This window comes from Pseudarthrobacter sp. NPDC080039, from assembly GCF_040702335.1.
GTDB classification, from domain to species: domain Bacteria; phylum Actinomycetota; class Actinomycetes; order Actinomycetales; family Micrococcaceae; genus Arthrobacter; species Arthrobacter enclensis_A.
Genome location: NZ_JBFBKY010000002.1, coordinates 121,557 through 142,242 on the forward strand (window position 1 = coordinate 121,557; position 20,686 = coordinate 142,242).

A 20,686-nucleotide genomic window follows, 5' to 3' on the forward strand; every position below is an offset into this window, starting at 1 on the left:
CCACCCCGGCAGGATTACAACGATTCAGGCAGCGATTTCCGTGTAGCCTGCATCTTCGCCGCGGAGGTCGCCGCGTTCGCCGGCCAGGTATGCCCGCCTGCCCAGCACCAGGACGTACGTCCAGTACGCTGCGAGGACAGCGGCTCCGATACCGATCCTGGCCCAGGCGGGCAGCGGACTCGGCGTCACGAAGCCTTCCACCAGGCCCGAGACGAACAGGACGAGGACGAGTCCAAGCGCCACCGTTATCAGTGACCGGCCCTCCCCGGCCACGGCCCGGGCACGGGTGCGTGGCCCGGGTGAGACCATGGCCCAAAAGATACGCAGGCCGGCGGCCGAGGCAACAAAGACCGCCGTGAGTTCCATCAGTCCGTGCGGCAGGATGTAGCTGTAAAAGACGTCGGACTTACCGGCAGCCGCGAAGATCCCCGCGGCGATGCCCACCCCCTGGGCGTTGCCGAACAGGATCATCGGTACCCATACGCCGGTAATACCCAAGGCCACGGCCTGTGCACTGATCCAGGCGTTGTTGGTCCAGACAGCGCCGGCAAAGGATGCCGCCGGATTCTCCGAGTAGTAATTGACGAAATCCTCGTTCACGTACTGGGCTGCCGCGGTCTCGGACGCCACGGCCTTGAGCGCTTCAGGGGACGTCCCGATCCATACCGCATAGGCAGCAGCAATGAGGACGAATGCCGTGCCGCACGCGAGGGTGAGCCGGGTCAGCCGGTACAGCGCCGCGGGCAAGGCCACCACGAAAAACCTTGCGAGGTCGGCCATGGCGTTGGACCTGGCGCCGGTAAAGCGCGTCCTCGCCAGTGCCAGCGTCGCGGAGAGGGAGGACGACAGCACGCTTTCCGGTGCCACGGAACGCACGAGTGACAGGTGCCCGGACGTGGACTGGTAGAGCGTGAGCAGTTCGTCAGCCTCGGCGCCGCTCAGCCGGCCTTTGCCGGCCAGCTCCTGCAGCCGCGCCCATGTATCTGCATTGACGGCGGCGAAGGCATCCATGTCCACGGCAACAGCCTAGCGCCCGGCATTAGACTTTGAGCGTCCGCACCAACCGATCATGCGCAACATCAGCTGCGAAGGGCAGGGACGCAGTGTGAGTCCGATCATCACCGGCGAGGCAGTGGTCCTGGAGCTTCGGCCCGCCAGCTTTGCCGCCCGGGCCTTGGGCCTGGCCATCGACATCGTCGTCCACTTGGTCCTGCTTGTGCTGATCATGATTGGCTTGGCCGCCGCCGGCTCGGACCTGGATGGCGCCGCCGCCCGGGCCCTTGCACTGGCCGCCGTCGTCTTTTGCCTTGTGGTGGTGCCGGTGGCCGTGGAGACCTTGAGCCGCGGCAAGTCGCTGGGAAAACTCGCCACGGGCCTGCGGGTGGTCCGCGAGGACGGCGGCGCCATCCGGTTCCGGCACGCCGTGACCCGGGGGCTGACCGGATTCCTCGAGATTTACCTGACGTTTGGCGGCCTTGCCCTCGCCGTCGCGCTCTTCAACGACAAATCCCGGCGGCTGGGCGACCTGCTGGCCGGCACCTACGCGGTACGAAGCCGGATACCGGCCGAGCAGGCCATCAGGGTTTTCGTTCCGCCGCACCTGCACTCGTGGGCTGCAGCGGCGGACATTGGACGCATCCCGGATGCCACGGCACGCCGGGCGGCCCAGTTCATCCGCCAGGCGGGCCGGATGGCGCCGCTTTCCCGGGCAGGCATGGCGGCCACGATCGCCGCAGAGCTGTCGGGCCATGTAGCACCGGCCCCGCCGCCGGGGACCGTTCCTGCTGACTATCTGGCCGCCGTGCTCGCTGAACGGCGCAACAGGGAGTTCGGCAGGCTGTCGCAGTCACGCCGCCGGTACATGCAGACAAGGCAACGGCTGCAGCGCCTGCCGTTTGGCGACTGACTCAGTTGGCGTACTCGCTCCAGGGGATGTTCCAGTCCCCGAACCCGTCGGTGTTCGCAGCGTAGTCGCCCTCGGTGTTGATGATCTGGACCACGTCACCGGTGCCCATGTTGTCGAATACCCAGGCTGCACCGTCCGGCAGGAAACCGATGCAGCCATGGGACACGTTGGTGTTCCCGATATAGGGGAATGCGGAATCGAGCGCCTGGTGGATGTAGGCCCCGCTGAGCGTAAGGCGGATGGTGTATTCCACGTCCGCTTCACCGTAATAGGCGGGGTCACCGGGTTTCAGGCCGATGCTTGCCGCCCTGAAGTGGTCAAAACGGTTTTTCTCCATCAGCACCGCGTACCCCTTCGCGGAGGGGAAGCGCTTGTCCCCCATGCTGACGGGCAGGGTCTTCACGGGCTGGTCGTTGACGCTCAAAGTAAACGTGTGTGCCGTGGCATCTGCAACGGCCACCTTCTTGTCTCCGATCGAGACGTTGACCTTCTTGTTGAAGTTAGCGATCTGGCCGTTGCCCAGGTCAACGCCGAAGAGCTGCATGTCCATGGTGACGGTCGAGTTGGCTGCCCAAAAGTTCTCCGGGCGGTAGCGCACCATGGTGTCGCTGTACCAGTGGAACGCCCCCGTCTGCCCTGCGGAGGTGCTGATCTTGATGGCCTTTTCCACCGCCGCACGGTTGGTCACGGGCTCGCTGAAGATGACCTGCAGTGGCTGGCCTACGCCAACCTTCATACCGTTCAGCGGATAGACGGCGGCGTCGGCCTCGTGCGAACTGGACACGGTATTGAAGGACTGTGTGGTGCTGGTCTCGCGTCCAGCTGAGTCCTTGACCACGTAGGTGTAGCTGTACTCGGTGTTGAACTCGAGGGGCGCCGTGGCGGACCACGACGTCCCACTCGGGTCGATGCTGCCGTCAATGGTCTTCCCGGCAGTGCTGGCCAGGGTGACACGCTGGATGGTCCCGTTGCCAACCTTCAGGGACACCGGGGCCGCTGGATTCACCTGCTTGGCACCGTTGGCGGGCGCCGCGTCAAGCTGGACCGGCGGCACAACGGGCGATGCAATGCCCGGCGACGTCCGCAGCGCGGAGCCTGCTTCCGATTCGAGGGGTCCGCCCGCAAGGCCTGGAGCGACGGCGGCGAAAACCCCGCCCACGGCGGCCAGGATACAGACCGCGGCCACGGCAAGGACTTTCTTGGCGGTCCCCCTGCGACGGGGCTTTACATCAGGCTCCATGTTTTTGATCCTAGGTGCAGGACATAACGGCCCGGGCGCTTGACGGCACCCGGGCCCTTAGGTCTCAGTAACGATAGTGCTCCGGCTTGTAGGGGCCGGCTGCATCAATGTCCAGGTATTCCGCCTGGTCCTTGGACAGTTCGGTGAGCTCGACACCCAGGGCGTCCAGGTGCAGCCGGGCCACCTTCTCGTCCAGGACCTTGGGCAGGACGTAGACCTTGTTTTCGTATTCGTCCTGGTCCCGCTTGGTCCACAGCTCAATCTGCGCAATGGTCTGGTTGGCGAACGAGTTGCTCATGACGAAGGACGGGTGGCCGGTAGCGTTGCCAAGGTTGAGCAGCCGGCCCTCGGACAGGACGATGATGGAGCGTTCCCCATCAGTGCCCTCATCGAAGACCCACTCGTGGACCTGGGGCTTGATTTCAACCTTCTTGACACCGGGGACCCGGGCCAGGCCGGCAATGTCGATCTCGTTGTCGAAGTGGCCGATGTTGCCCACGATGGCCTTGTTCTTCATCCCGGCCATGTGCTCGGCCATGATGACGTCTTTGTTGCCCGTGGTGGTGATGAAGATGTCGCCCTGCGGCAGGACCGACTCCAGCTTGGCTACCTGGTAGCCGTCCATGGCAGCCTGCAGGGCACAGATGGGATCGATCTCCGTGACGATGACACGCGAGCCCTGGCCGCGCAAGGCCTCGGCCGCGCCTTTTCCGACGTCGCCGTAACCGCAGACCACGGCAACCTTGCCGCCCATCAGCACGTCCGTGGCGCGGTTGATGCCGTCGGGGAGGGAGTGGCGGATGCCGTACTTGTTGTCGAACTTGCTCTTGGTCACGGAGTCGTTGACGTTGATGGCAGGGAAGAGCAGCTTGCCCTGGTCCGCGAGCTGGTAGAGGCGGTGGACCCCCGTGGTGGTTTCCTCGCTGACGCCCTTGATCGTGGCGGCCGTCCGGGTCCACTTGTGGGGGTCTGTGGCAAGGGAGCGGCGCAGCACCTCGAGGAAAATGCCGTATTCCTCGGAATCCTCCGGCGCGGCGGAGGGGACGGTGCCCACGGCTTCGAACTCAACGCCCTTATGGACCAGCATGGTGGCGTCGCCGCCGTCGTCGAGGATCATGTTGGGGCCCAGCTCGGGGTTCGTGTCGGCACCGGGCCAGGTGAGGATCTGCTCGGCGGTCCACCAGTACTCTTCAAGCGTCTCGCCCTTCCAGGCGAACACAGGCACGCCCTGCGGGTCTTCGACGGTGCCCTTGCCAACCACCACGGCCGCAGCGGCCTCGTCCTGCGTGGAGAAGATGTTGCAGGAGGCCCAGCGGACCTCGGCGCCCAGCGCGGTGAGGGTCTCAATCAGCACGGCCGTCTGCACCGTCATGTGCAGCGAACCGGCGATCCGTGCGCCCTTAAGGGGCTGCTCGGGGCCGAACTCCTTGCGGAGCGACATGAGGCCGGGCATCTCGTGCTCCGCAAGGCGGATCTGGTGGCGGCCGGCCTCCGCCAGGGAGATGTCGGCAACTTTGTACTCAAAAGTCATGGGTGGTCCTTTGCTTGGTCCGGGAACTGGTCCAGTCCCGTTCTGCTGTGTCTGTGCTGGCGATAGGGCGTACTAGTGGCCGGCCGTGGCGGGATCGTGCTGGTCTGAACCCGCCGACGCTGCTGCGGCAAGCAGTTCCGGAGGCAGCAGCAAAGGGATCCCGTCCTCGATGGTGTACCGGGTCCTCCCCCCGGTTTCCCCTGCGGCGGTGGCGACCAGCTCCTCCCCCTCCTGAACCAGGGCAGAGCCGGTGACGGGGCAACGCAGGACGGACAACAGCTCGGGGCTGATCTTTGGCATTTGGTCATGCTCCCTGGCGGGCGCGCTCGCGCCGGTAGCGGAAAAGATGTGCAGCTCCAGCGTACCGCCAGATAGGGGTCAGGAAGGTTCCCGGAGGACACGCAGGTGTCCCCGGCGTGCCCCTTCAGTAGCGCCGGGTGCTTCCAAAGCGGAATGGTGGGCCCGCTGAGCGGGAGCCTGGGCTTCCGGGGGAAGCGCCGCCGCATCCCGCACGGCGTTGGCCAGCGCCAACAGGTCATCGGGTCCGGGCTGCTGGGGGGTGGAAGGCATTGCCAGCCGCAACACTTCCCAGCCGCGGGGAACCGTCAGCGAATCGGCGTGCTGCTCGCAGAGGTCGTAGCAGTGGGGCTCCGCGTAGGTGGCGAGCGGGCCCAGGACAGCAGTGGAGTCTGCGTAAACGTACGTCAGGGTGGCTACCGCCGACTGGCGGCAGGCAGACCTTGAACATTGACGTATAGCTCCCACGACATCACAGACTACCCCTTCAGGGACCAAAAGCCGCGCATTGCGGCCGCTGTCCGGCGCGGGCGCGAAGCTGCGGTGATGTATCGCGTAAATGCTCCCCCGGGTTTAGAGTCGATATATGCAGTCATCGAACCATGAATCAGGTTTTTCGGTCCGGTTGGCTGACCCTGATGCTCACGTGGCTCAGGGTGGGGATACCAACGGCAGGAGCTTTTTCAGGCGGCGCCGGAACCGCCATGGCCGCGGCCTTCGCGGCGAGGTAATGTTGCCCACCCACCCTGGATACCGGACCCGCGGCGACCGGTTCGATGACATGGTGCTGGACTCCGCGCAGCGGCTGCACGACATCTGGGGAAAAACGCTGGATGGCGTCAGGTTCGGGGTGGACGAGATCCCGCCCGACCTTGAACAGCTGGCCGCGAACGGGTCCCCGGCACCCATGGGCGCCTACATTCCCGCTGCCGGTGATGACGGGCCCACCATTACCGTGTACCGGCGGGTTGTTGAGCAGGCATGCTCCAGCGCGGAGGAACTGCAGGACCTGGTCCACGACGTAGTGGTTGAGCACACGGCAGAGATGCTGGGCGTGGCGCCGGAGACCCTGGACCCGGTATACCGGCGGCGCTACTGAGCCAGTAGTGCCGGGAACCAGCGGCTCCTAGTAGCCGAGTTTTACCGGGACGGTCTCTTGGCCGGCTGCGGCCGCGAGGAAAGCCAGGGATGAAACGTCGTTTCGCCCGTCCTGTCCCACCAGCACGGCTCCATAGGCGGCGGCGTCACCCGACGCGGATACTGCGTAACCTACGACATCCGATCCTTCGGCCTGATCCGGGATGCTGATGGAGGCGGTTGTGCCTCCGGCAATATCGGCCGTGGCGGGTGCACGAACTTTCCCGTCGGCAGTGATGGGCGCGTAGGTGATGGTGGCCCTGGCGTCCAGGGCCCCGAATACCAGTTGCCGGAGACCGCCTTTGGGGACGGGAACAATGTGCTGGCTGCCAAGCCGCACGGCGGAGGAAGCCCAGGCCACGTCCGACGGCTGTCCCGCCTGTAGTCCGCGGCTGATGCGGGCGGCGGCAACAAAGGAGACATCGGATGAGGCCGAGACGGTGTACTGCCCGGCAGGTACTCCGGCCAGGGATACCTCCGTGGTCGAACCTGCTTTGGCGGTGATGACGCCACCGGAGGGAAGCGCATGCTGGCCGTCCCGCCCGTACAGCCTGACCTCCACCACCGCGTCCGATGCACCGGGAACGGTCAGCTCAAGCGCCGGTCCGGCATCCTTGTAAGCGGTCTGGGCCGTCAGTGCGGCAACTCCTGCGGTGTCCTGGATGTCCACTCCGGTCATCACTTGGCGTATGGCAGGGGCAGTCCCGGGGGTGATGAAATCCACTCCGCCCGGAGTGAGGCCGCGCAGGACACTCTGCTGGATGGAAGCAGCCACCGGGCCACCGGCGCTGCGCACGTGCACGCCGAGCCGGGACTCATTGGGGGCCAGGCCGGCAAGGACAACACTGCGCGTCGTGCCGGGCGCGACCAGCAGTCCCCGGCTCCCCGGGGCCTGGATCTGGCCGCCTGCTCCAAACAGTTCCAGGCTCACGGTGGCCGGGGTACTGGACGCATTCGTAAGCGCCAGCACGGAAGTGCGGCCGACAGTGGTTGCCGCCCCCACCAGCCATTGGTCGTTCGAGGGCTGCCCGCACGTGGCCGCGGCGCTGCCTCGGAGGTCGCCGTCGCTGGCTGTGTATTTCATGGCCCCGGCCGCTGAGGCATTCTGGTTTGCCACGGGGTTGGCGCTGAGGACGCTCACCTGGTCCACGGTCCGGTCGGCGAGGACGCCGGCGAGGAGCTGCTGTGGGGCTCCGGGGGTCGGGGCGCGTCCAGGGTCCTTGGAAATATCGACGGCGGCCGTACCGTCCAGGTGAGCCAGCCGGCTTCCCGGGAGTACGCCTCCCGCGCTGAGGACGGCGGCAGTGACTTTGGTTGCGGCGGACGCCGATTCAGGCCGGAACTGCGCGTCGGTTCCGGCCTCTGTACCTTCCAGCAGCCGTGCGGGCCCGGGGCAGACACCTACGCTGGCTCCCGCCGGAACAGCGGCTTCGGCCGCCGGCACCGTCCGGCTGGAGGAAGGAGCCGGCACCAGTGATCCTGCCGCCACCACTGCTCCGGCGCCTGCAATGATGAGGACGCCCGCGGCAACTCCGGCTACGGATGCCACCCGCCCTTTGCCGCCCGGCACCCGGCTGGCGCCACGCGGGGACGCCTTCCTGCCGTGGTTCTTCCCGGCCGATGCCAAGGTTCCGGGCACGTCTTGCTGGTCGGCCCCGGCCGGAACGCCGGCGTCCGGCGTGGTGTGCTCATGCATGTTGGTGTTCCTTACGCAGGGAGCCCTCGTCACGGGAGAGGCCGGTCCGCGGCCGTCGTGCCGGCATGGGGATTGCCAGGATGATGGTCAACCCAATGATCGCGATCTGGGAAGCGGCAGCCCAGAATGACCATGGGTTCTCGTAGCGGACGGTCAGCTGGCCGGCCGATGCAGGAAGCGTAAAGGCCTGGGACCAACCGGCGGTAGTGGAGGTAAGCTTCCGGCCGTCCAGCCACGCGCTCCAGCCGGGATCCGCCCGCTCGGCAAGGACAACCAGCCGGCCTTCCGGTCCTGCCGGGACGGCAGCGTCCACATCATCAGTGCCGGAGTCGACCAGGGCGGTGGCAGTCCCACGGGAATCGACAATCCGGACCCGGTGGGCGACGTCAGCCGCCTGAAGGACCGGCTGGTTCAGCGGGCTGACGCGCCAGAGCCAGCCGACGTCGGTCTGGCCCACTGCGACGAGGCCCGGGACTGCGTCCATCCGGCTGGCGGTGAGCTGGGCTGCCGTATCCGCGGAACGGAGCACGACAAATCCAACGCCGAGCTGTTCGAGGTCGGGGCGCGGGTCCACGCCCTGGCCCGCAACGAGGGTGGCCACGACGCGCCGCAGAGCTGCGGTGACGTCGTCGTCACCGCGGACTTCTTCGGCGCCTGGTGCACCGATGACGCTCCGTGCGGAGGCGATGGCGGAGAGGCCGTCCAGCGTAGTGCCGGATCCGCGCATCAGCGACGCGCTAAAGGTACCGTCGTCTCCGGTGCTCAGCAGGAGGGTGCGCGTCTGTTCGGGACCGGTCCCCCGGTCGATGGCGGTGGCGGGAAGGGACCGGCCGGGAGCGGCTTCCACGAGCCGTGCAGCGCCCAGCGCTCCCCCGGTGCCGGAAGTGTTCGGCGCTGAAGAGAGGGCGGTCCCCTGGGTTGCCGCGGGCTGGTTACCCGCTGCGGCGGCCGGACGCAGCAGGTTCTGTGCGGACCAGGCGGCCATGCCCGCGAGCGGGCCCGCCAGCAGCACCACCAGTCCCAGCGCAAGCGCGGCGCGCGCCGCCGTCTTGGTCTTAGCTCCGTTCCCGGCAGCCTTGTCCGCAGCGGACAGCAGTTGCTCGGCGCCCAGGATGGCTGCCGCAAGAAGGGCGAAGGACGCGGCCGAGACTGCCGGGCCGGAGAAGGGCGCCACCAGGAGGCCCGCGTTCAGCCCCGTCACTACGTGGCTGCAGAACCAGCCACTGGCCAGCGCGATGACCGCGGCAATCCAGAACCATCTGGCGGTCCCTGCCCGCTGTCCTTTTGAAAAGACTCCCACGATGGCGAGGAGCAGCACGGGCGCCGCGATAAGCAGGGCGAGCAGCAGGGCCCACGGCACGGTGCCGCTGGTGAAGGCAGCCAGTCCCTGGAGGCCGGCGCCGGGGTCGAATGAGAGCGGCTGGCCCAAGACCTGCTGCCACAGCGGTGCGGCGTCGAACCCAAGCGGAAGACCGGGATCGGCAAGGAGGGCCCGGGGCCTGTCGAGCGTTGACAGCGCGAAGGGGATGAACAGGGCGGCGGTGGGCAGCAGCGCCCACCACACCGTTCGCCCGCGGCGGCGCAGCAGCAAACCGCAGAGCAGGATGACCACGGTGGCCGGGATGACCAGTGACGGCGCCGACGCCGTGGTGACTGCCAGGGCCAGGCCCGCTGCAGCGGAAGCGGTCCAGGAGGGCGTGCCGTTGACCCCCGGCTTGGCGGGGGTCTGTTCGCCGGCCGTCTCAACGGATGGCGCGTCGGCGTTGAAGCGGCCGTGTCCTACTGCGGAGCCCGTGGCCCGCAGCAGGCCCAGGACCACCAGCGGCAGCATGATGTGTGCAACCAGCGCACCGGCGCGGCCTTGGTTCAATGCAACCTGCAGTGCCGGTGAAGCCGCCCAGAAAAGGGCTGCAACCAGGCGCAGCCGGCGGCGCACTGTCAGGCCGCCTGCCGCAAACCAGGCGGTGAGGCCGGACAGCGGGGACCCAAGCAGAAGCAGCCAGGCCATGGCCGGGTTGGCGTCGCCACCGCCGAGGACTCCGATGAGCCACAGGACGTAGTCAAAGGGATCGCCGTGCCCGGGAAGTCCGGCTCCAAGGCTGATCCACCACGTGGAGGCGTTGTGCCAGACGTCCCCGAGCCGTGGAGAAACAGGAATAAGGGCGCCGCCCGCCACCGCGCCGGCCCGGAACAATCCCGCCAAAGCCAGGAGTGAGGCCACGGAGGCGATGATAACGGCGGCCAGGGCACCGTTGCCCACCCATCCGCGTCTGGTGGTGGCCAGGGCGGCAAAGTCATCGGCGGCGTCACCTGTGGGCTGGTGCGCGAGGGGATCCTGGACAAGATCGTCAGTACCTGATCCGTCGGACCCCAGCGCCTCCATCAGCGACCGCCGGTGGCTCCAGACCTCCCGCCGGGGCGTCTGGAGCTTGCGGATGACGGACCGGCGGATACGTCGCGTGCGTTTGGCGGTCCGGCGGCCCTTTGCCAGGGCCCGGGGCCTGGCCAGTGCGGCGCAGGTTGCAAGGAGCTGGGAAATGCCGTGGCCGGGATCCTTAACCACGATGCTCAGGACCAGCTTGAAGAGGCTGCCGAGCAGGGCGCCGATGCCATGGACGGGCACCATCCACAGGGGGCTGTGTTTCAGCCGGAGGTGGACCTGGGCTTTGCGGGCCGCGGCCGGGTTCCCAAGGGCATGCGGCCGGTGGGCCACGTGGAACATGCGGGCGGCAGGGACCACCACGACGCGATGGCCCGACAGGCGGTTGCGCCAGCAGAAATCCACATCGTCACCGCTGCCGGGCAGTGCGGGGTCGAACCCGCCCAGCTGCTCCCAAACGTCGCGGCGGACCAGCATGCCTGCGGAATTGACGGCGAAGGTATCAGACCTGCCGTCATACTGGCCCTGGTCCATTTCATCGGCATCGATCAGGGTAAGCCGTTCGGCCCAGCGGCTCGTGGAGAGCCCGACGTCAATGAGCCTGCGCGGTGAGTGCCAGTCCAGTTGCTTGCAGCCTGCAACGGTGACCGAAGGCGCGCGTTCCACGGCGCCGAGAAGTTCAGCGAGGGCTTCAGGCGCCGGCGCTGCGTCGTCATGCAGCAGCCAGATCCACTCCGCGGTGGCACCCTCGGCGGACTCCGTGAACGGCGCCAGCTCCGCGAGGGCAGCGGAGACGGCGGCGCCCATGCCGCCCTTGGCCCGGGCATGGCGGACGACACTGGCCTCCCCAAGCGCTTCACTGAGAAGGCGGACGGAGTCATCGCCGGACCCGGTGTCCACGCCGATGGCGCGGTCCACGGGACGGCTCTGGGCAGCCAGTGCTGAAAGGGTTCTGGGCAGGTAGGCACTGCCGTTGTGGGCAACCACAACGGCAGTGACGTGCACATCCTGAAGAATTAGATTGCTCGCTTCCTTAGCCGCCGGCGTTCACGCTCGGAAAGGCCTCCCCAGATGCCGAACCGTTCGTCGTTGGCCAGCGCGTACTCCAGGCACTGCGACCGTACGTTGCAGGCCCCGCAGACTTTCTTGGCATCGCGGGTGGAGCCGCCCTTTTCGGGAAAGAAGGCTTCCGGATCCGTCTGGGCGCACAGGGCGTCCGTTTGCCAGCCCAGCTCCCCCTCGTCATCGAAATCCTGCTGAAGCGGCAACCCGATCCATACCGGCTGGACATTGCCGGCGGCAGCGAGTTCCATTGGGGGGTCGAGGTCATCTTCGGACTCAGTAACCCCTTCGAGGAGGGCCTGATGCGCCGCGAGGAACGCCGTGGCCTGGTCCTCCAGGATAGTAGTGGAATCCCTGTTGTACCGCTCCGCAGCATCAGGATCGGCGGGATCCACGTACCAATCACTCGGCACCCCCCGCGCACGGTATTTTGCCGTTGCCTGACCGGCTACGACGGCATCTTCCTGGATACGCTCTGCTTGCCCCACGGCGACCCTCCTGATGTTTTCAGCCACTGCCTGGATACGTGGACACTCGGTTGTGTGCCGGTATTTACGCAATTGCTTTAGTTACCTAATTACACGTGTGTAACTAGGGTGAGTCAAGCCGTTGCCGGGATAATAGACACTTGCCGCGGTGATGCTTGCGCACGCCACGCCCGGGATTTTCATTCACCCGGGCGTGGCGGAGCGGCCAGGGGCACCCGGAAGCCCAAAAAAGCGGTCCAAACCTTGTGCTGGCGGGGAAAATACCCGCTCTTGTGGAAAATAGCAAGCATCCTTAGCAATGCTGGTGATTAACATCACATTACGTCGGCCCGCCTGCCAGGGACCTCCGCCCGCATTTCCCGGGTAGCCGTGAGTGGCAGGATGAAGCCATGACGACAATCCCGGCTATCGGCCTCATGCACAGCCTCCGCTCCGGCAACGCCACGGCACCACGCCTCACCTGGTACGGACCCGACTCCGAGCGCGTGGAACTGTCGGGCCGCGTCCTGGACAACTGGGCAGCCAAGACCAGCAACCTCCTGCAGGACGAACTCGACGCGGAGCCGGGCATGCGGCTGCGGCTCTCGCTGCCCGCCCACTGGAAGGCTCTGGTTTGGGCACTGGCTGGCTGGCAGCTTGGCCTGGAAACGGTGCTCGACGGCGGTCCCGCCGATTTCCTCGTGACGGACAGTCCCGGCGCGCACGAGGGTCAGTACGACGCCGTGATTGCCGTTGCGCTGCCGGCACTCGCCATGCGCTGGGCGGGCGACCTCCCCGCCGGCTGCCTGGACTACGCTGCGGAGGTGCGGTCCCACGGGGACGTGTTCATGCCCCACACAGACCCGGACCCGTCAGGCCGCGCCGTCCTCACCGGTCAGGGAACGTCGGTCCTGCACGGGGAGCTAATCACTGGTTTTGCGGTGCCGCACACGGACGGCGCCAGGCTGCATGTCCCGGCCGCGGCCGGACTTGAGAACGCCTTGGCGCATGCGCTGGGGGCCTGGCAGCGTGACGGCTCCATAGTATTGACTCACCCCGAGGTGGCGCTCACCGACAAACTGCTGGCGGCCGAACGAATCCACGGGAGTTAGCAGCGCCTCCGTCAGGCCTGCGGGCCGCCATCGGCAGGAGTGGAGGCCGCCCGCTCAGCGGCACGCGCGGGCTCGCGGTGGGGGTGCGCCTCGATGATTTCGTGGTCGTGGGAGAACTCGGGTTCCTGGTCCAGTTCCTGGTTGAAGACCAGGAAGCGGTAGGCAAAGAAGCGCACTACCGTGGCCACCAGGATGCCGACGACGCCGGCCAGGAACAGCAGGTTCTTGTCGTCGATGCCCATCCCGTACTTGGCCAGGGCCGTCAAGCCGGTGGAGATGCCAATGCCGATCCCGTTAATGATGACGAACATGACAAACTCACGGACCACATTGGCCTGGCGTCGGTGCCTGAAGGTCCAAAAACGGTTCGCCACCCATGAGAAGACGGTGGCGACGGTGGCGCCCACGAACCGCGCTTTCGCTTCGCTGTCAGACATGGGTCCGTGCATCAGGTAGTAGGTCAGGCCGTTATCGATGACGAACGCCACACCGCCCACCGCTCCAAACTTGGCCACCTCACGCCAGAAGAGCGAGGCGAGCCCCCGGATACGATCTGCAAGTGCGTTAAACATGACCCTCCATGGCCGCGACGAACTGTGGGCCACTCGGCCAAGGGTCCATTTTAGCCCCCAAAGCTTTGAAAGGCCCCCCGGCGGCAGGTGCCCGTCGCGCGGTCCGGGGAGAAACTGTTCTTCCCGCGGACCGGTAAAACCGCCGATCCTTTCCGTTTTCGGTAGGCTGGCACATGTGACTTTTCCAGTGATAGGCGTGGTTGGCGGCGGCCAGCTCGCGCGAATGATGGCCCCTGCCGCTACTGCACTCGGCTTCGAACTCCGCGTCCTCGCCGAGGGCGACGACGTTTCCGCAGTGTCAGCCGTACCCGCGACGCCAGTAGGCGATTACAAGGACCTGCAGACGCTCCTGGAGTTCTCCAAGGGCCTGGACGTGATGACGTTCGACCACGAGCACGTGCCCACGGACCACCTCCGCGCCCTCCAGGAGGCCGGAGTCAATGTCCAGCCCGGACCCGATGCGCTGGTCCACGCGCAGGACAAACTGGTGATGCGTGCCGCCATCGACCGCCTGGAACTGCCGAACCCCGCTTGGGCGTCCGTAGCGGACGTTGACGCGCTGGTTGAATTCGGCGATCGGACGGGCTGGCCCGTCGTCCTGAAAACACCCCGCGGCGGATATGACGGAAAGGGCGTCAGGATCGTCGCCTCCGCCGATGAAGCCGCAGAAACCGCCGACTGGTTCGCCGCCATGAGTCCCCTGCTGGCCGAGGCGAAGGTCGAATTCACGCGGGAGCTCTCCGCACTGGTGGCACGCAATCCCGACGGCGAGGCCCGGGCATGGCCGGTGGTCCACACCATCCAGGTGGACGGCGTTTGCGACGAGGTGATTGCCCCCGCACTGGATATTCCGCTGGAGGTCGCTGCCGCGGCCGAGGACGCCGCCCTGCGCATCGCGGCGGAGCTGGACGTGACCGGCGTCCTGGCGGTGGAACTCTTCGAAACCCCCGGCGCCGGAGCCGGGTTCCTGATCAACGAACTGGCAATGCGGCCGCACAACACAGGTCACTGGACCCAGGACGGCTCCATCACCAGCCAGTTCGAACAGCATCTGCGTGCCGTCCTGAACCTGCCCCTGGGTGCCACCGATGCGCTGGCACCCGTGACTGTGATGAAGAACTTCCTGGGCGGGGACAACCAGGATCTGTTTTCCGCATACCCCATGGCCCTTGCCTCCGAGCCCGCCGCGAAGGTCCACTGCTACGGCAAGTCCGTACGGCGCGGCCGCAAGATCGGCCACGTCAACCTGGTGGGCAGTTCCACCGCAGAAGTGGACTCCGTCCGGCGCCGTGCCGCAGCTGTGGCCGGCATCATCCGGGACGGCCGTGCAGCCGCCGAAGAACCATCCGCACTTTTCGAGGAGAACGCATGAGCGCTGAAGCCACCCCCGCTGCCGCTTCCGGCCCCAGTCCCCTGGTGGGCCTGGTCATGGGCTCCGACTCGGACTGGCCCGTGATGGAGGCGGCGGCAGAAGCCCTGGCCGAATTCGGCATCCCTTTTGAGGCGGACGTCGTCTCCGCCCACCGCATGCCCACCGAAATGATCCGGTACGGCCAGACTGCCCACGAACGTGGGCTGCGTGTCATCATCGCCGGTGCCGGCGGGGCGGCCCACCTGCCGGGGATGCTCGCCAGCGTCACGCCCTTACCCGTAATCGGCGTGCCGGTGCCGCTGAAGACCCTGGACGGGATGGACTCCCTGCTGTCCATCGTCCAGATGCCCGCCGGCGTGCCGGTGGCCACTGTATCCATCGCGGGAGCCCGGAACGCCGGTCTGCTGGCCGTCCGGATGCTGGCGTCCGGCACCGACGAGCTTGCCGCTTCACTGCGTGCGGATCTCCTGGACTTCGCCGCCGACCTTAATGCTGTGGCCTCGCGCAAGGGTGCCAGCCTGCGGCAAAAGGTCAGCGAAGTCTTCCCTGAAGGTTCCGGCGCTCTTCGGGGCAGCCGTTAGGGCGGCGGGCATGGCCACCAGCAGCAGTGTGCCCCACACTGGTTCCGGCCCGTCCCTCATGGACCCGGTCCGCTACCCGGTCAGCGCTTCCTCCCCGGTGCGCACCAAGCGCGCCTTCGTGCTGATCCTGCTGACGCTCCTGCTTCCGGGCAGCGCCCAGCTCGTTGCTGGCGACAGGAAACTGGGACGGACGGCACTGCGCGTAACGCTCTCTGCATGGGCGGTCCTGCTGCTGGCCGTACTCCTGCTCCTGCTCGACCGAAGCCTGGTCATCAGCGTCGTCACCAACCCTGTCACGTCCCTGGTCTTGGTGGTCCTCCTCGCGGCGCTGGCCCTCGGCTGGTCGTTCCTTTTCCTGAACACACTGCGCCTCATCCGCCCTGTGCTGCTGGCACCCCGGGCGCGTCCCGCCGTCGGGATTGCCCTAGTGCTGGCGCTGGTCCTCGGCAGCGGCTCAGTGGGCTACGCCGCCTACCTCCTGAATGTGGGCCGCAACGCCATCGGCAACATCTTTTCGTCCGGCCCGGCAATCAAGGCCGTGGAAGGACGCTACAACTTCCTCCTGATGGGCGGCGACGCGGGCGACGACCGCACCGGCCGCAGGCCGGACAGCCTTTCCGTCCTGAGCGTTGACGCCGAGACCGGTCAGACCGCCATTATTTCGGTCCCCCGGAACTTCCAGAACGCGCAATTCAGCGCAGGCTCCCCCATGCGTTCCATCTACCCTGACGGCTACAACTGTGGCAACGAATGCCTGATCAATGCCATCAACACCGAGGTCACCAACGAACATGCAGACCTCTACCCGGGGGTGCCCGATCCCGGCGCCCAGGCAACCATGGAGGCCGTCTCCGGAACACTGGGCATGCAGATCCAGGCCTACGTCCTCGTGGATATGGACGGCTTCTCCAAGCTCATCGACGCCATGGGCGGCATCCATATCAAGGCCGGCGGCTGGGTACCGATCAGCGGCGAGACCATTGACGAAGCCAACGGAATCCACGGGATGCCCCTCGGCTGGATCCCCGCCGGCGAGAACAAGCTGGATGGCTTCCACGCGCTCTGGTACGGGCGCTCCCGGGAGTTCGTGGATGATTATGCCCGGATCGCCCGCCAGCAGTGCGTGCAGCAGGCCATGCTGAAACAACTGGATCCCGCCACCTTGCTGTCCAAGTTCGAGGACATCGCCAATGCGGGAACCAAGGTAGTGGACTCCAACATCTCCTCCACCCAGCTGGGCAGCTTCCTGGACCTCGCCATCAAAGCCAGGGGCAAGGACGTCAAGAGGCTCACCATCGGGCCGCCCGACTTCGACCCGTCGTTCTCCACCAATCCGGACTTTGACCAGATCCACCAGCGGGTGGACCAGGTGCTGGCGTCCGCATCTGCCAAGGGTGCACAGTCCGCAGAAATTCCCGACGGCGGGGCCGCAGTTCCACAGGCAGGCGCCGGACATGTCCAGGCGGCAGGGGCTGTCCCGGCCGCGCTGCCCGAAACGGCAAAGGCAGGGCAGCAGCCCCCGCCGTCGGACTTCACCCCGGTGACCACGACGCCGGATGGCGAACCGATCACCGAAGCAATGCTCAACGACCTAAAGCGCCAAGGCGATGAAGAGGCTATCCGCCAGCTCGTGGCCACTAACGGACAGTGCGCCCCGCTGTAGCGCACGGCCATTGACGGCCAGCAACTCATCACTGCCCATACCCCTAAGGAACGGAACCGTTTTGTACGAGATTGAGAACGTCCTCAGGGACTACGCCTGGGGGTCGACGACTGCCATCGCCTCACTGCTGGGCCGTCCCGAATCCGGGCGGCCCGAGGCGGAACTGTGGATCGGCGCGCATCCCGATTCTCCCTCGGTGGCCCACGTCCCGGAGGACCGGACCACGAGCCCTCTCGATGCGCTGGTCTCTTCCGACCCCGAACACTTCCTGGGCGCGGAATCCGTTTCCGCCTTTGGCCCGCGGCTGCCGTTCCTGGCCAAGATCCTTGCGGCCGCGCAGCCGCTCTCCCTCCAGGTCCACCCAAGCCTTGAACAGGCGCGGGAAGGGTTTGCCCGGGAAAACGGGGCCGGACTCGATCCGCATGCCCCAAACCGGAACTACAAGGATGACAACCACAAGCCGGAGATGATCTTCGCGCTCACTCCGTTCGAGGCGCTGTGTGGCTTCCGCCCGGCAGCTGAGACGCGCCGGATCCTGCAGCACATTGCCGGGGCCTTCCCGGGCCGTGAACAGGCCCCGGCGCTGCTTCAGGCCCTCATCGACGATCTCGCTGCCGGGGATGAGGGTGCCGGGCTCCGCCAGGCCTTTGAGCGGCTGATCACCGGGGGCGAGGCGGTTGCAGGGGAAACGGCCCTGGTGGTGGAAGCCCTGCTTTCCGGCGGGTCGCTTGAGCCGTTCCAGGCCGAGCTGGGCACGGTCATCAGCCTTAATGAAAAGTACCCGGGCGACCCGGGCGTCCTGATCTCGCTGCTGCTGAACAGGATCTCGCTCAAGCCCGGAGAGGCCGTCTATCTTCCCGCCGGGAACGTGCACGCGTACCTGCACGGCCTGGGCGTGGAAGTCATGGCGTCCTCCGACAATGTCCTCCGGGGCGGCCTGACGCCCAAGCACGTGGACGTCCCGGAGCTCCTGCGTACCATCGACTTCCACCCGGTGGCTGTACCAATGCTGGCTGCGGAACGGACGGTGATGGACCAGGAACTGTTCCGTCCACCGTTCCGGGAGTTCCAGCTGCAGCGCATCGAGCTCGGGCCAGGCTCGGGGCCGGTTCCGCTGGCGCAATCAGGCGCAGCGGTAGTGATCGTGGTAGCCGGTTCCGTGTACCTCGACTCCCCCAAGGGCGATCTGGAGCTGTCCCGGGGCGGCAGCGCATTCATCGCCGCGGCGGAAGCTCCGGTCAACGTGCACGCAGTGGCTGGGAGCGCCGAGCCGGCCCTGGCATTTGCCGTCACCACCGGTCTCTGAGCCCGCTCCGCTACAGCAACAAAGGGCGACGGCGGCACCCTGGAGGGTGCCGCCGTCGCCCTTTGTCCTGGCGGCTCAGTTGCCGGGCCGCAGCTTCCGTATCAGTGGGCGGATCTGCCCGGCTGCGGTCTTCAGCAGCCGGCGCCCCTGCTGGAGGCCCTTGCGGGCCATCGGCATGGCCTTGGAATAGGCGGGGTAGAACGGGGACAGCGGCTTTTCCCAAGTGCCCAGGAGCATGTCTTCGTGCCGCGCGAACTGCTTCTTGAAGTCGGAGATGCCGTCGTTGAGCAGGCCGTTGAAGTCGTACCGGGTGCAGCCGTCCTCGCGCATTGACGTCAGGGCCGCCCACTTCACGCCGTAGTTCACGCGCTGCTTCTGGCCTTCGGCCGACACCCCGCCGTAGAGTTCGAACGCGGTGGCGCCGCTGCGCGACAGCCACGTGAAGGCAAGCAACTGTTCCCCGTCGAACGCACCGATAATCGGGGACGCGTCGCCGAGGTTCCGGAAGATGTCCCGGTAGTACTGGTCTTCGTGGATGCCGAAGCCCGCCCGCTCTGCGGTCTCATGGTAGATGGCCAGGACCTGTTCCAGCTCGGATTCGTTCTTGACCTTGCGGAACTCCACGTCACTGCGCATCGCCTTGCGGATGTTGGCCCGGGTGGACTTGGACATCTCCGCCATCAGTTCGTCGTCGGTCCGGGTGAGGTCCAGGATGAGCGTGCGGGGAATGAGGACGGTGTTGGTCGATTCCCGGAAGCCGGAAGAAGCCACGGCACCGGCAAAAGCGGAGTCCCGGTCCCAGTCCGGCTCGATGCTGAGGGCCACAGCCTGGTGGCGGAGTGCGGCGTGTTCGGCCAGGCGGTTGAGGACCTCCTGGGCGTGTTCCAGGGAACACATCGGGCCGCGCGGGATGTAGGCCAGTGCCCGGAAAGGGAAGGGAAGACGGCGGATGAGCAGCTGGGCGCTGCCGACGGTTACGTCCCCCGACTTGACCAGGACCCGGTCCACGGACCAGCCATGCATCGCTTTGGTCTCGCCCCACCCCCACAGCTGTTGCGGGTGTCCCTGGAACTTGTCGACGTTTTCGTCCCAGAGGGCGCGGTCAGTACAGGGAACAACAGCAGGAATCATGGCTTAAACCCTATACCAAGGCATTAACGGCAAAACCCCGGTGCGCACGTGGGCGCCCCGGGGTTTGCCATCCGGCACTGGACGCGGATCAGCTCTTGCGGGCGTAGTTCTCCCACTTGCTGGCCTGGTGCTCGCCTTCGACAAACCGGATCGTGCCCGACTTGGACCGCATCACGATGGACTGGGTCAGGACCTTGTCCTTGGAGTAGCGCACGCCCTTGAGCAGGTCACCGTCTGTGATGCCCGTGGCGGCAAAGTAGCAGTTGTCGCTGGAGACGAGGTCGTTCGTGGACAGCACGCGGTCCAGGTCGTGGCCGGCGTCGATGGCCTTCTGCTTTTCCTCGTCGCTGGTGGGCCAGAGGCGGCCCTGGATGACGCCGCCCAGGGACTTGATGGCGCAGGCGGCCACGATGCCCTCAGGCGTACCGCCGATGCCCATCAGGGCGTCCACGCCGGTGCCGGAGCGGGCCGCCGCGATGGCGCCGGCGACGTCGCCGTCCATGATGAACTTGGTGCGCGCGCCGGCTTCGCGGATTTCCTCCACGAGCGGGCGGTGCCGGTCACGGTCCAGGATCATCACGTTGAGCTGGTTCACCTTCACGCCCTTGGCCTTGGCGATCAGGTGCAGGTTCTGCTTGACCGGAAGGCGCAGGTCCACCATGTCCGCGGCTTCAGGGCCGGTGACGAGCTTTTCCATGTAGAAAACGGCAGAAGGATCGAACATGGAGCCGCGCTCGGCGACAGCCAGGACGGCCAGCGCATTGTTGATGCCCAAGGCGGTCAGGCGTGTCCCGTCGATCGGGTCAACGGCAACGTCCACCTCGGGGCCCGTGCCGTCGCCAACGCGCTCCCCGTTGAACAGCATGGGGGCTTCGTCCTTTTCGCCTTCGCCGATCACCACGACGCCATTGAAGTGGACGGTCTGCAGGAAGGAACGCATGGCGTCCACGGCTGCACCGTCGGCGGTGTTTTTGTCACCGAAACCAACCCAGTGGCCGCCGGCGATGGCAGCGGCTTCGGTGACCCGGACGAGTTCAAGGGCAAGGTTGCGGTCCGGCTCGTCGTGGCCCACAGCAAGGGACGGTGAAATCGTGGAGTACTTCTGGGTCATGGACGCTGGTGACACGTGAACCTCTTCTTCGAGTGGCGATCATTGAACCCGCCTGCCGGTGCAGCAGAACGGTGATTCCTCTGCTATCGATCATAGTCGGGGCGCCGTGCCGCGGGCGGCCC

General features: G+C 66.5%; 18 protein-coding genes. 7 read left to right on the forward strand and 11 right to left on the reverse strand.

Annotated elements, in window-relative coordinates:
* Positions 1–24: 24 nt before the first annotated feature.
* On the reverse strand, positions 25–1,017 hold the full coding sequence (locus tag AB0313_RS02470; protein ID WP_366303379.1) for a stage II sporulation protein M: 993 nt from the start codon (positions 1,015–1,017) through the stop codon (positions 25–27).
* Between the two features lie 88 nt (positions 1,018–1,105).
* On the opposite strand from AB0313_RS02470, the gene AB0313_RS02475 reads away from it, so the two are divergent.
* Positions 1,106–1,906 carry an RDD family protein gene (locus AB0313_RS02475; RefSeq protein WP_366303381.1) on the forward strand — a complete coding sequence of 267 codons (801 nt, stop codon included), beginning with the start codon at positions 1,106–1,108 and terminating at the stop codon, positions 1,904–1,906.
* A gap of 1 nt (position 1,907) precedes the next feature.
* Here AB0313_RS02475 and AB0313_RS02480 read toward each other — a convergent pair whose 3' ends face one another.
* The 4 genes from AB0313_RS02480 to AB0313_RS02495 all read right to left on the reverse strand — a co-directional run bounded on the left by AB0313_RS02480 (position 1,908) and on the right by AB0313_RS02495 (position 5,442).
* Entirely contained in the window at positions 1,908–3,146 is a 1,239-nt protein-coding gene (locus AB0313_RS02480; RefSeq protein WP_307303344.1) for an Ig-like domain-containing protein, read from the reverse strand.
* A gap of 64 nt (positions 3,147–3,210) precedes the next feature.
* Positions 3,211–4,677, reverse strand: coding sequence for an adenosylhomocysteinase (ahcY, locus tag AB0313_RS02485; RefSeq protein ID WP_141940604.1), 1,467 nt, complete (start codon positions 4,675–4,677; stop codon positions 3,211–3,213).
* Between the two features lie 72 nt (positions 4,678–4,749).
* Entirely contained in the window at positions 4,750–4,977 is a 228-nt protein-coding gene (locus AB0313_RS02490; RefSeq protein ID WP_366303384.1) for a hypothetical protein, read from the reverse strand.
* A gap of 78 nt (positions 4,978–5,055) precedes the next feature.
* Positions 5,056–5,442, reverse strand: a complete 387-nt coding sequence (locus AB0313_RS02495; RefSeq protein ID WP_307303340.1) for a DUF3499 domain-containing protein — start codon at positions 5,440–5,442, stop codon at positions 5,056–5,058.
* 118 nt (positions 5,443–5,560) lie between these two features.
* Between AB0313_RS02495 and AB0313_RS02500 the strand changes: the two genes are divergently transcribed.
* Complete coding sequence (locus AB0313_RS02500) at positions 5,561–6,073, forward strand: metallopeptidase family protein (RefSeq protein WP_141940601.1); 513 nt, start codon at positions 5,561–5,563, stop codon at positions 6,071–6,073.
* A 27-nt stretch (positions 6,074–6,100) separates the two neighbouring features.
* Here the strand turns inward: AB0313_RS02500 and AB0313_RS02505 are convergent, their stop codons facing one another.
* The 3 genes from AB0313_RS02505 to AB0313_RS02515 are packed head-to-tail and all read right to left on the reverse strand — an operon-like array spanning position 6,101 to position 11,737.
* Positions 6,101–7,807 carry a DUF5719 family protein gene (locus AB0313_RS02505; protein WP_366303386.1) on the reverse strand — a complete coding sequence of 569 codons (1,707 nt, stop codon included), beginning with the start codon at positions 7,805–7,807 and terminating at the stop codon, positions 6,101–6,103.
* Positions 7,800–11,192, reverse strand: coding sequence for a glycosyltransferase family 2 protein (locus AB0313_RS02510; RefSeq protein WP_366303388.1), 3,393 nt, complete (start codon positions 11,190–11,192; stop codon positions 7,800–7,802). The genes AB0313_RS02505 and AB0313_RS02510 overlap by 8 nt, the downstream gene beginning before the upstream one ends.
* A gap of 11 nt (positions 11,193–11,203) precedes the next feature.
* The gene (locus AB0313_RS02515; RefSeq protein WP_141940598.1) at positions 11,204–11,737 is read right to left on the reverse strand and encodes a WhiB family transcriptional regulator; all 534 of its coding nucleotides are present in this window, start codon (positions 11,735–11,737) and stop codon (positions 11,204–11,206) included.
* A gap of 389 nt (positions 11,738–12,126) precedes the next feature.
* Here AB0313_RS02515 and AB0313_RS02520 point away from each other — a divergent pair, with 389 nt between their 5' ends.
* Positions 12,127–12,828: a TIGR03089 family protein gene (locus tag AB0313_RS02520; RefSeq protein ID WP_141940597.1), complete on the forward strand. Its 702-nt coding sequence runs from the start codon at positions 12,127–12,129 to the stop codon at positions 12,826–12,828.
* An 11-nt stretch (positions 12,829–12,839) separates the two neighbouring features.
* Here AB0313_RS02520 and AB0313_RS02525 read toward each other — a convergent pair whose 3' ends face one another.
* Positions 12,840–13,400 (reverse strand): GtrA family protein, encoded by a 561-nt coding sequence (locus AB0313_RS02525; protein WP_141940596.1) that lies wholly within the window; start codon positions 13,398–13,400, stop codon positions 12,840–12,842.
* Positions 13,401–13,623: 223 nt separating this feature from the next.
* Between AB0313_RS02525 and AB0313_RS02530 the strand changes: the two genes are divergently transcribed.
* The 4 genes from AB0313_RS02530 (at position 13,624) to manA (ending at position 18,322) form a co-directional block, all read left to right on the forward strand.
* The gene (locus AB0313_RS02530) at positions 13,624–14,772 is read left to right on the forward strand and encodes a 5-(carboxyamino)imidazole ribonucleotide synthase (protein ID WP_366303753.1); all 1,149 of its coding nucleotides are present in this window, start codon (positions 13,624–13,626) and stop codon (positions 14,770–14,772) included.
* Entirely contained in the window at positions 14,769–15,353 is a 585-nt protein-coding gene (gene purE / locus AB0313_RS02535; protein WP_141940594.1) for a 5-(carboxyamino)imidazole ribonucleotide mutase, read from the forward strand. Before AB0313_RS02530 ends, purE begins: the two co-directional genes overlap by 4 nt.
* 10 nt (positions 15,354–15,363) lie before the next feature.
* The gene (locus tag AB0313_RS02540; protein WP_366303391.1) at positions 15,364–17,016 is read left to right on the forward strand and encodes an LCP family protein; all 1,653 of its coding nucleotides are present in this window, start codon (positions 15,364–15,366) and stop codon (positions 17,014–17,016) included.
* A gap of 61 nt (positions 17,017–17,077) precedes the next feature.
* Positions 17,078–18,322 carry a mannose-6-phosphate isomerase, class I gene (gene manA, locus AB0313_RS02545; RefSeq protein ID WP_366303393.1) on the forward strand — a complete coding sequence of 415 codons (1,245 nt, stop codon included), beginning with the start codon at positions 17,078–17,080 and terminating at the stop codon, positions 18,320–18,322.
* A 75-nt stretch (positions 18,323–18,397) separates the two neighbouring features.
* On the opposite strand, the gene AB0313_RS02550 is transcribed toward manA, so the two are convergent.
* Entirely contained in the window at positions 18,398–19,453 is a 1,056-nt protein-coding gene (locus AB0313_RS02550; protein WP_366303395.1) for a peptidoglycan bridge formation glycyltransferase FemA/FemB family protein, read from the reverse strand.
* Positions 19,454–19,541: 88 nt separating this feature from the next.
* Positions 19,542–20,564, reverse strand: a complete 1,023-nt coding sequence (gene glpX, locus AB0313_RS02555) for a class II fructose-bisphosphatase (RefSeq protein ID WP_174237577.1) — start codon at positions 20,562–20,564, stop codon at positions 19,542–19,544.
* Positions 20,565–20,686 lie beyond the last annotated feature (122 nt).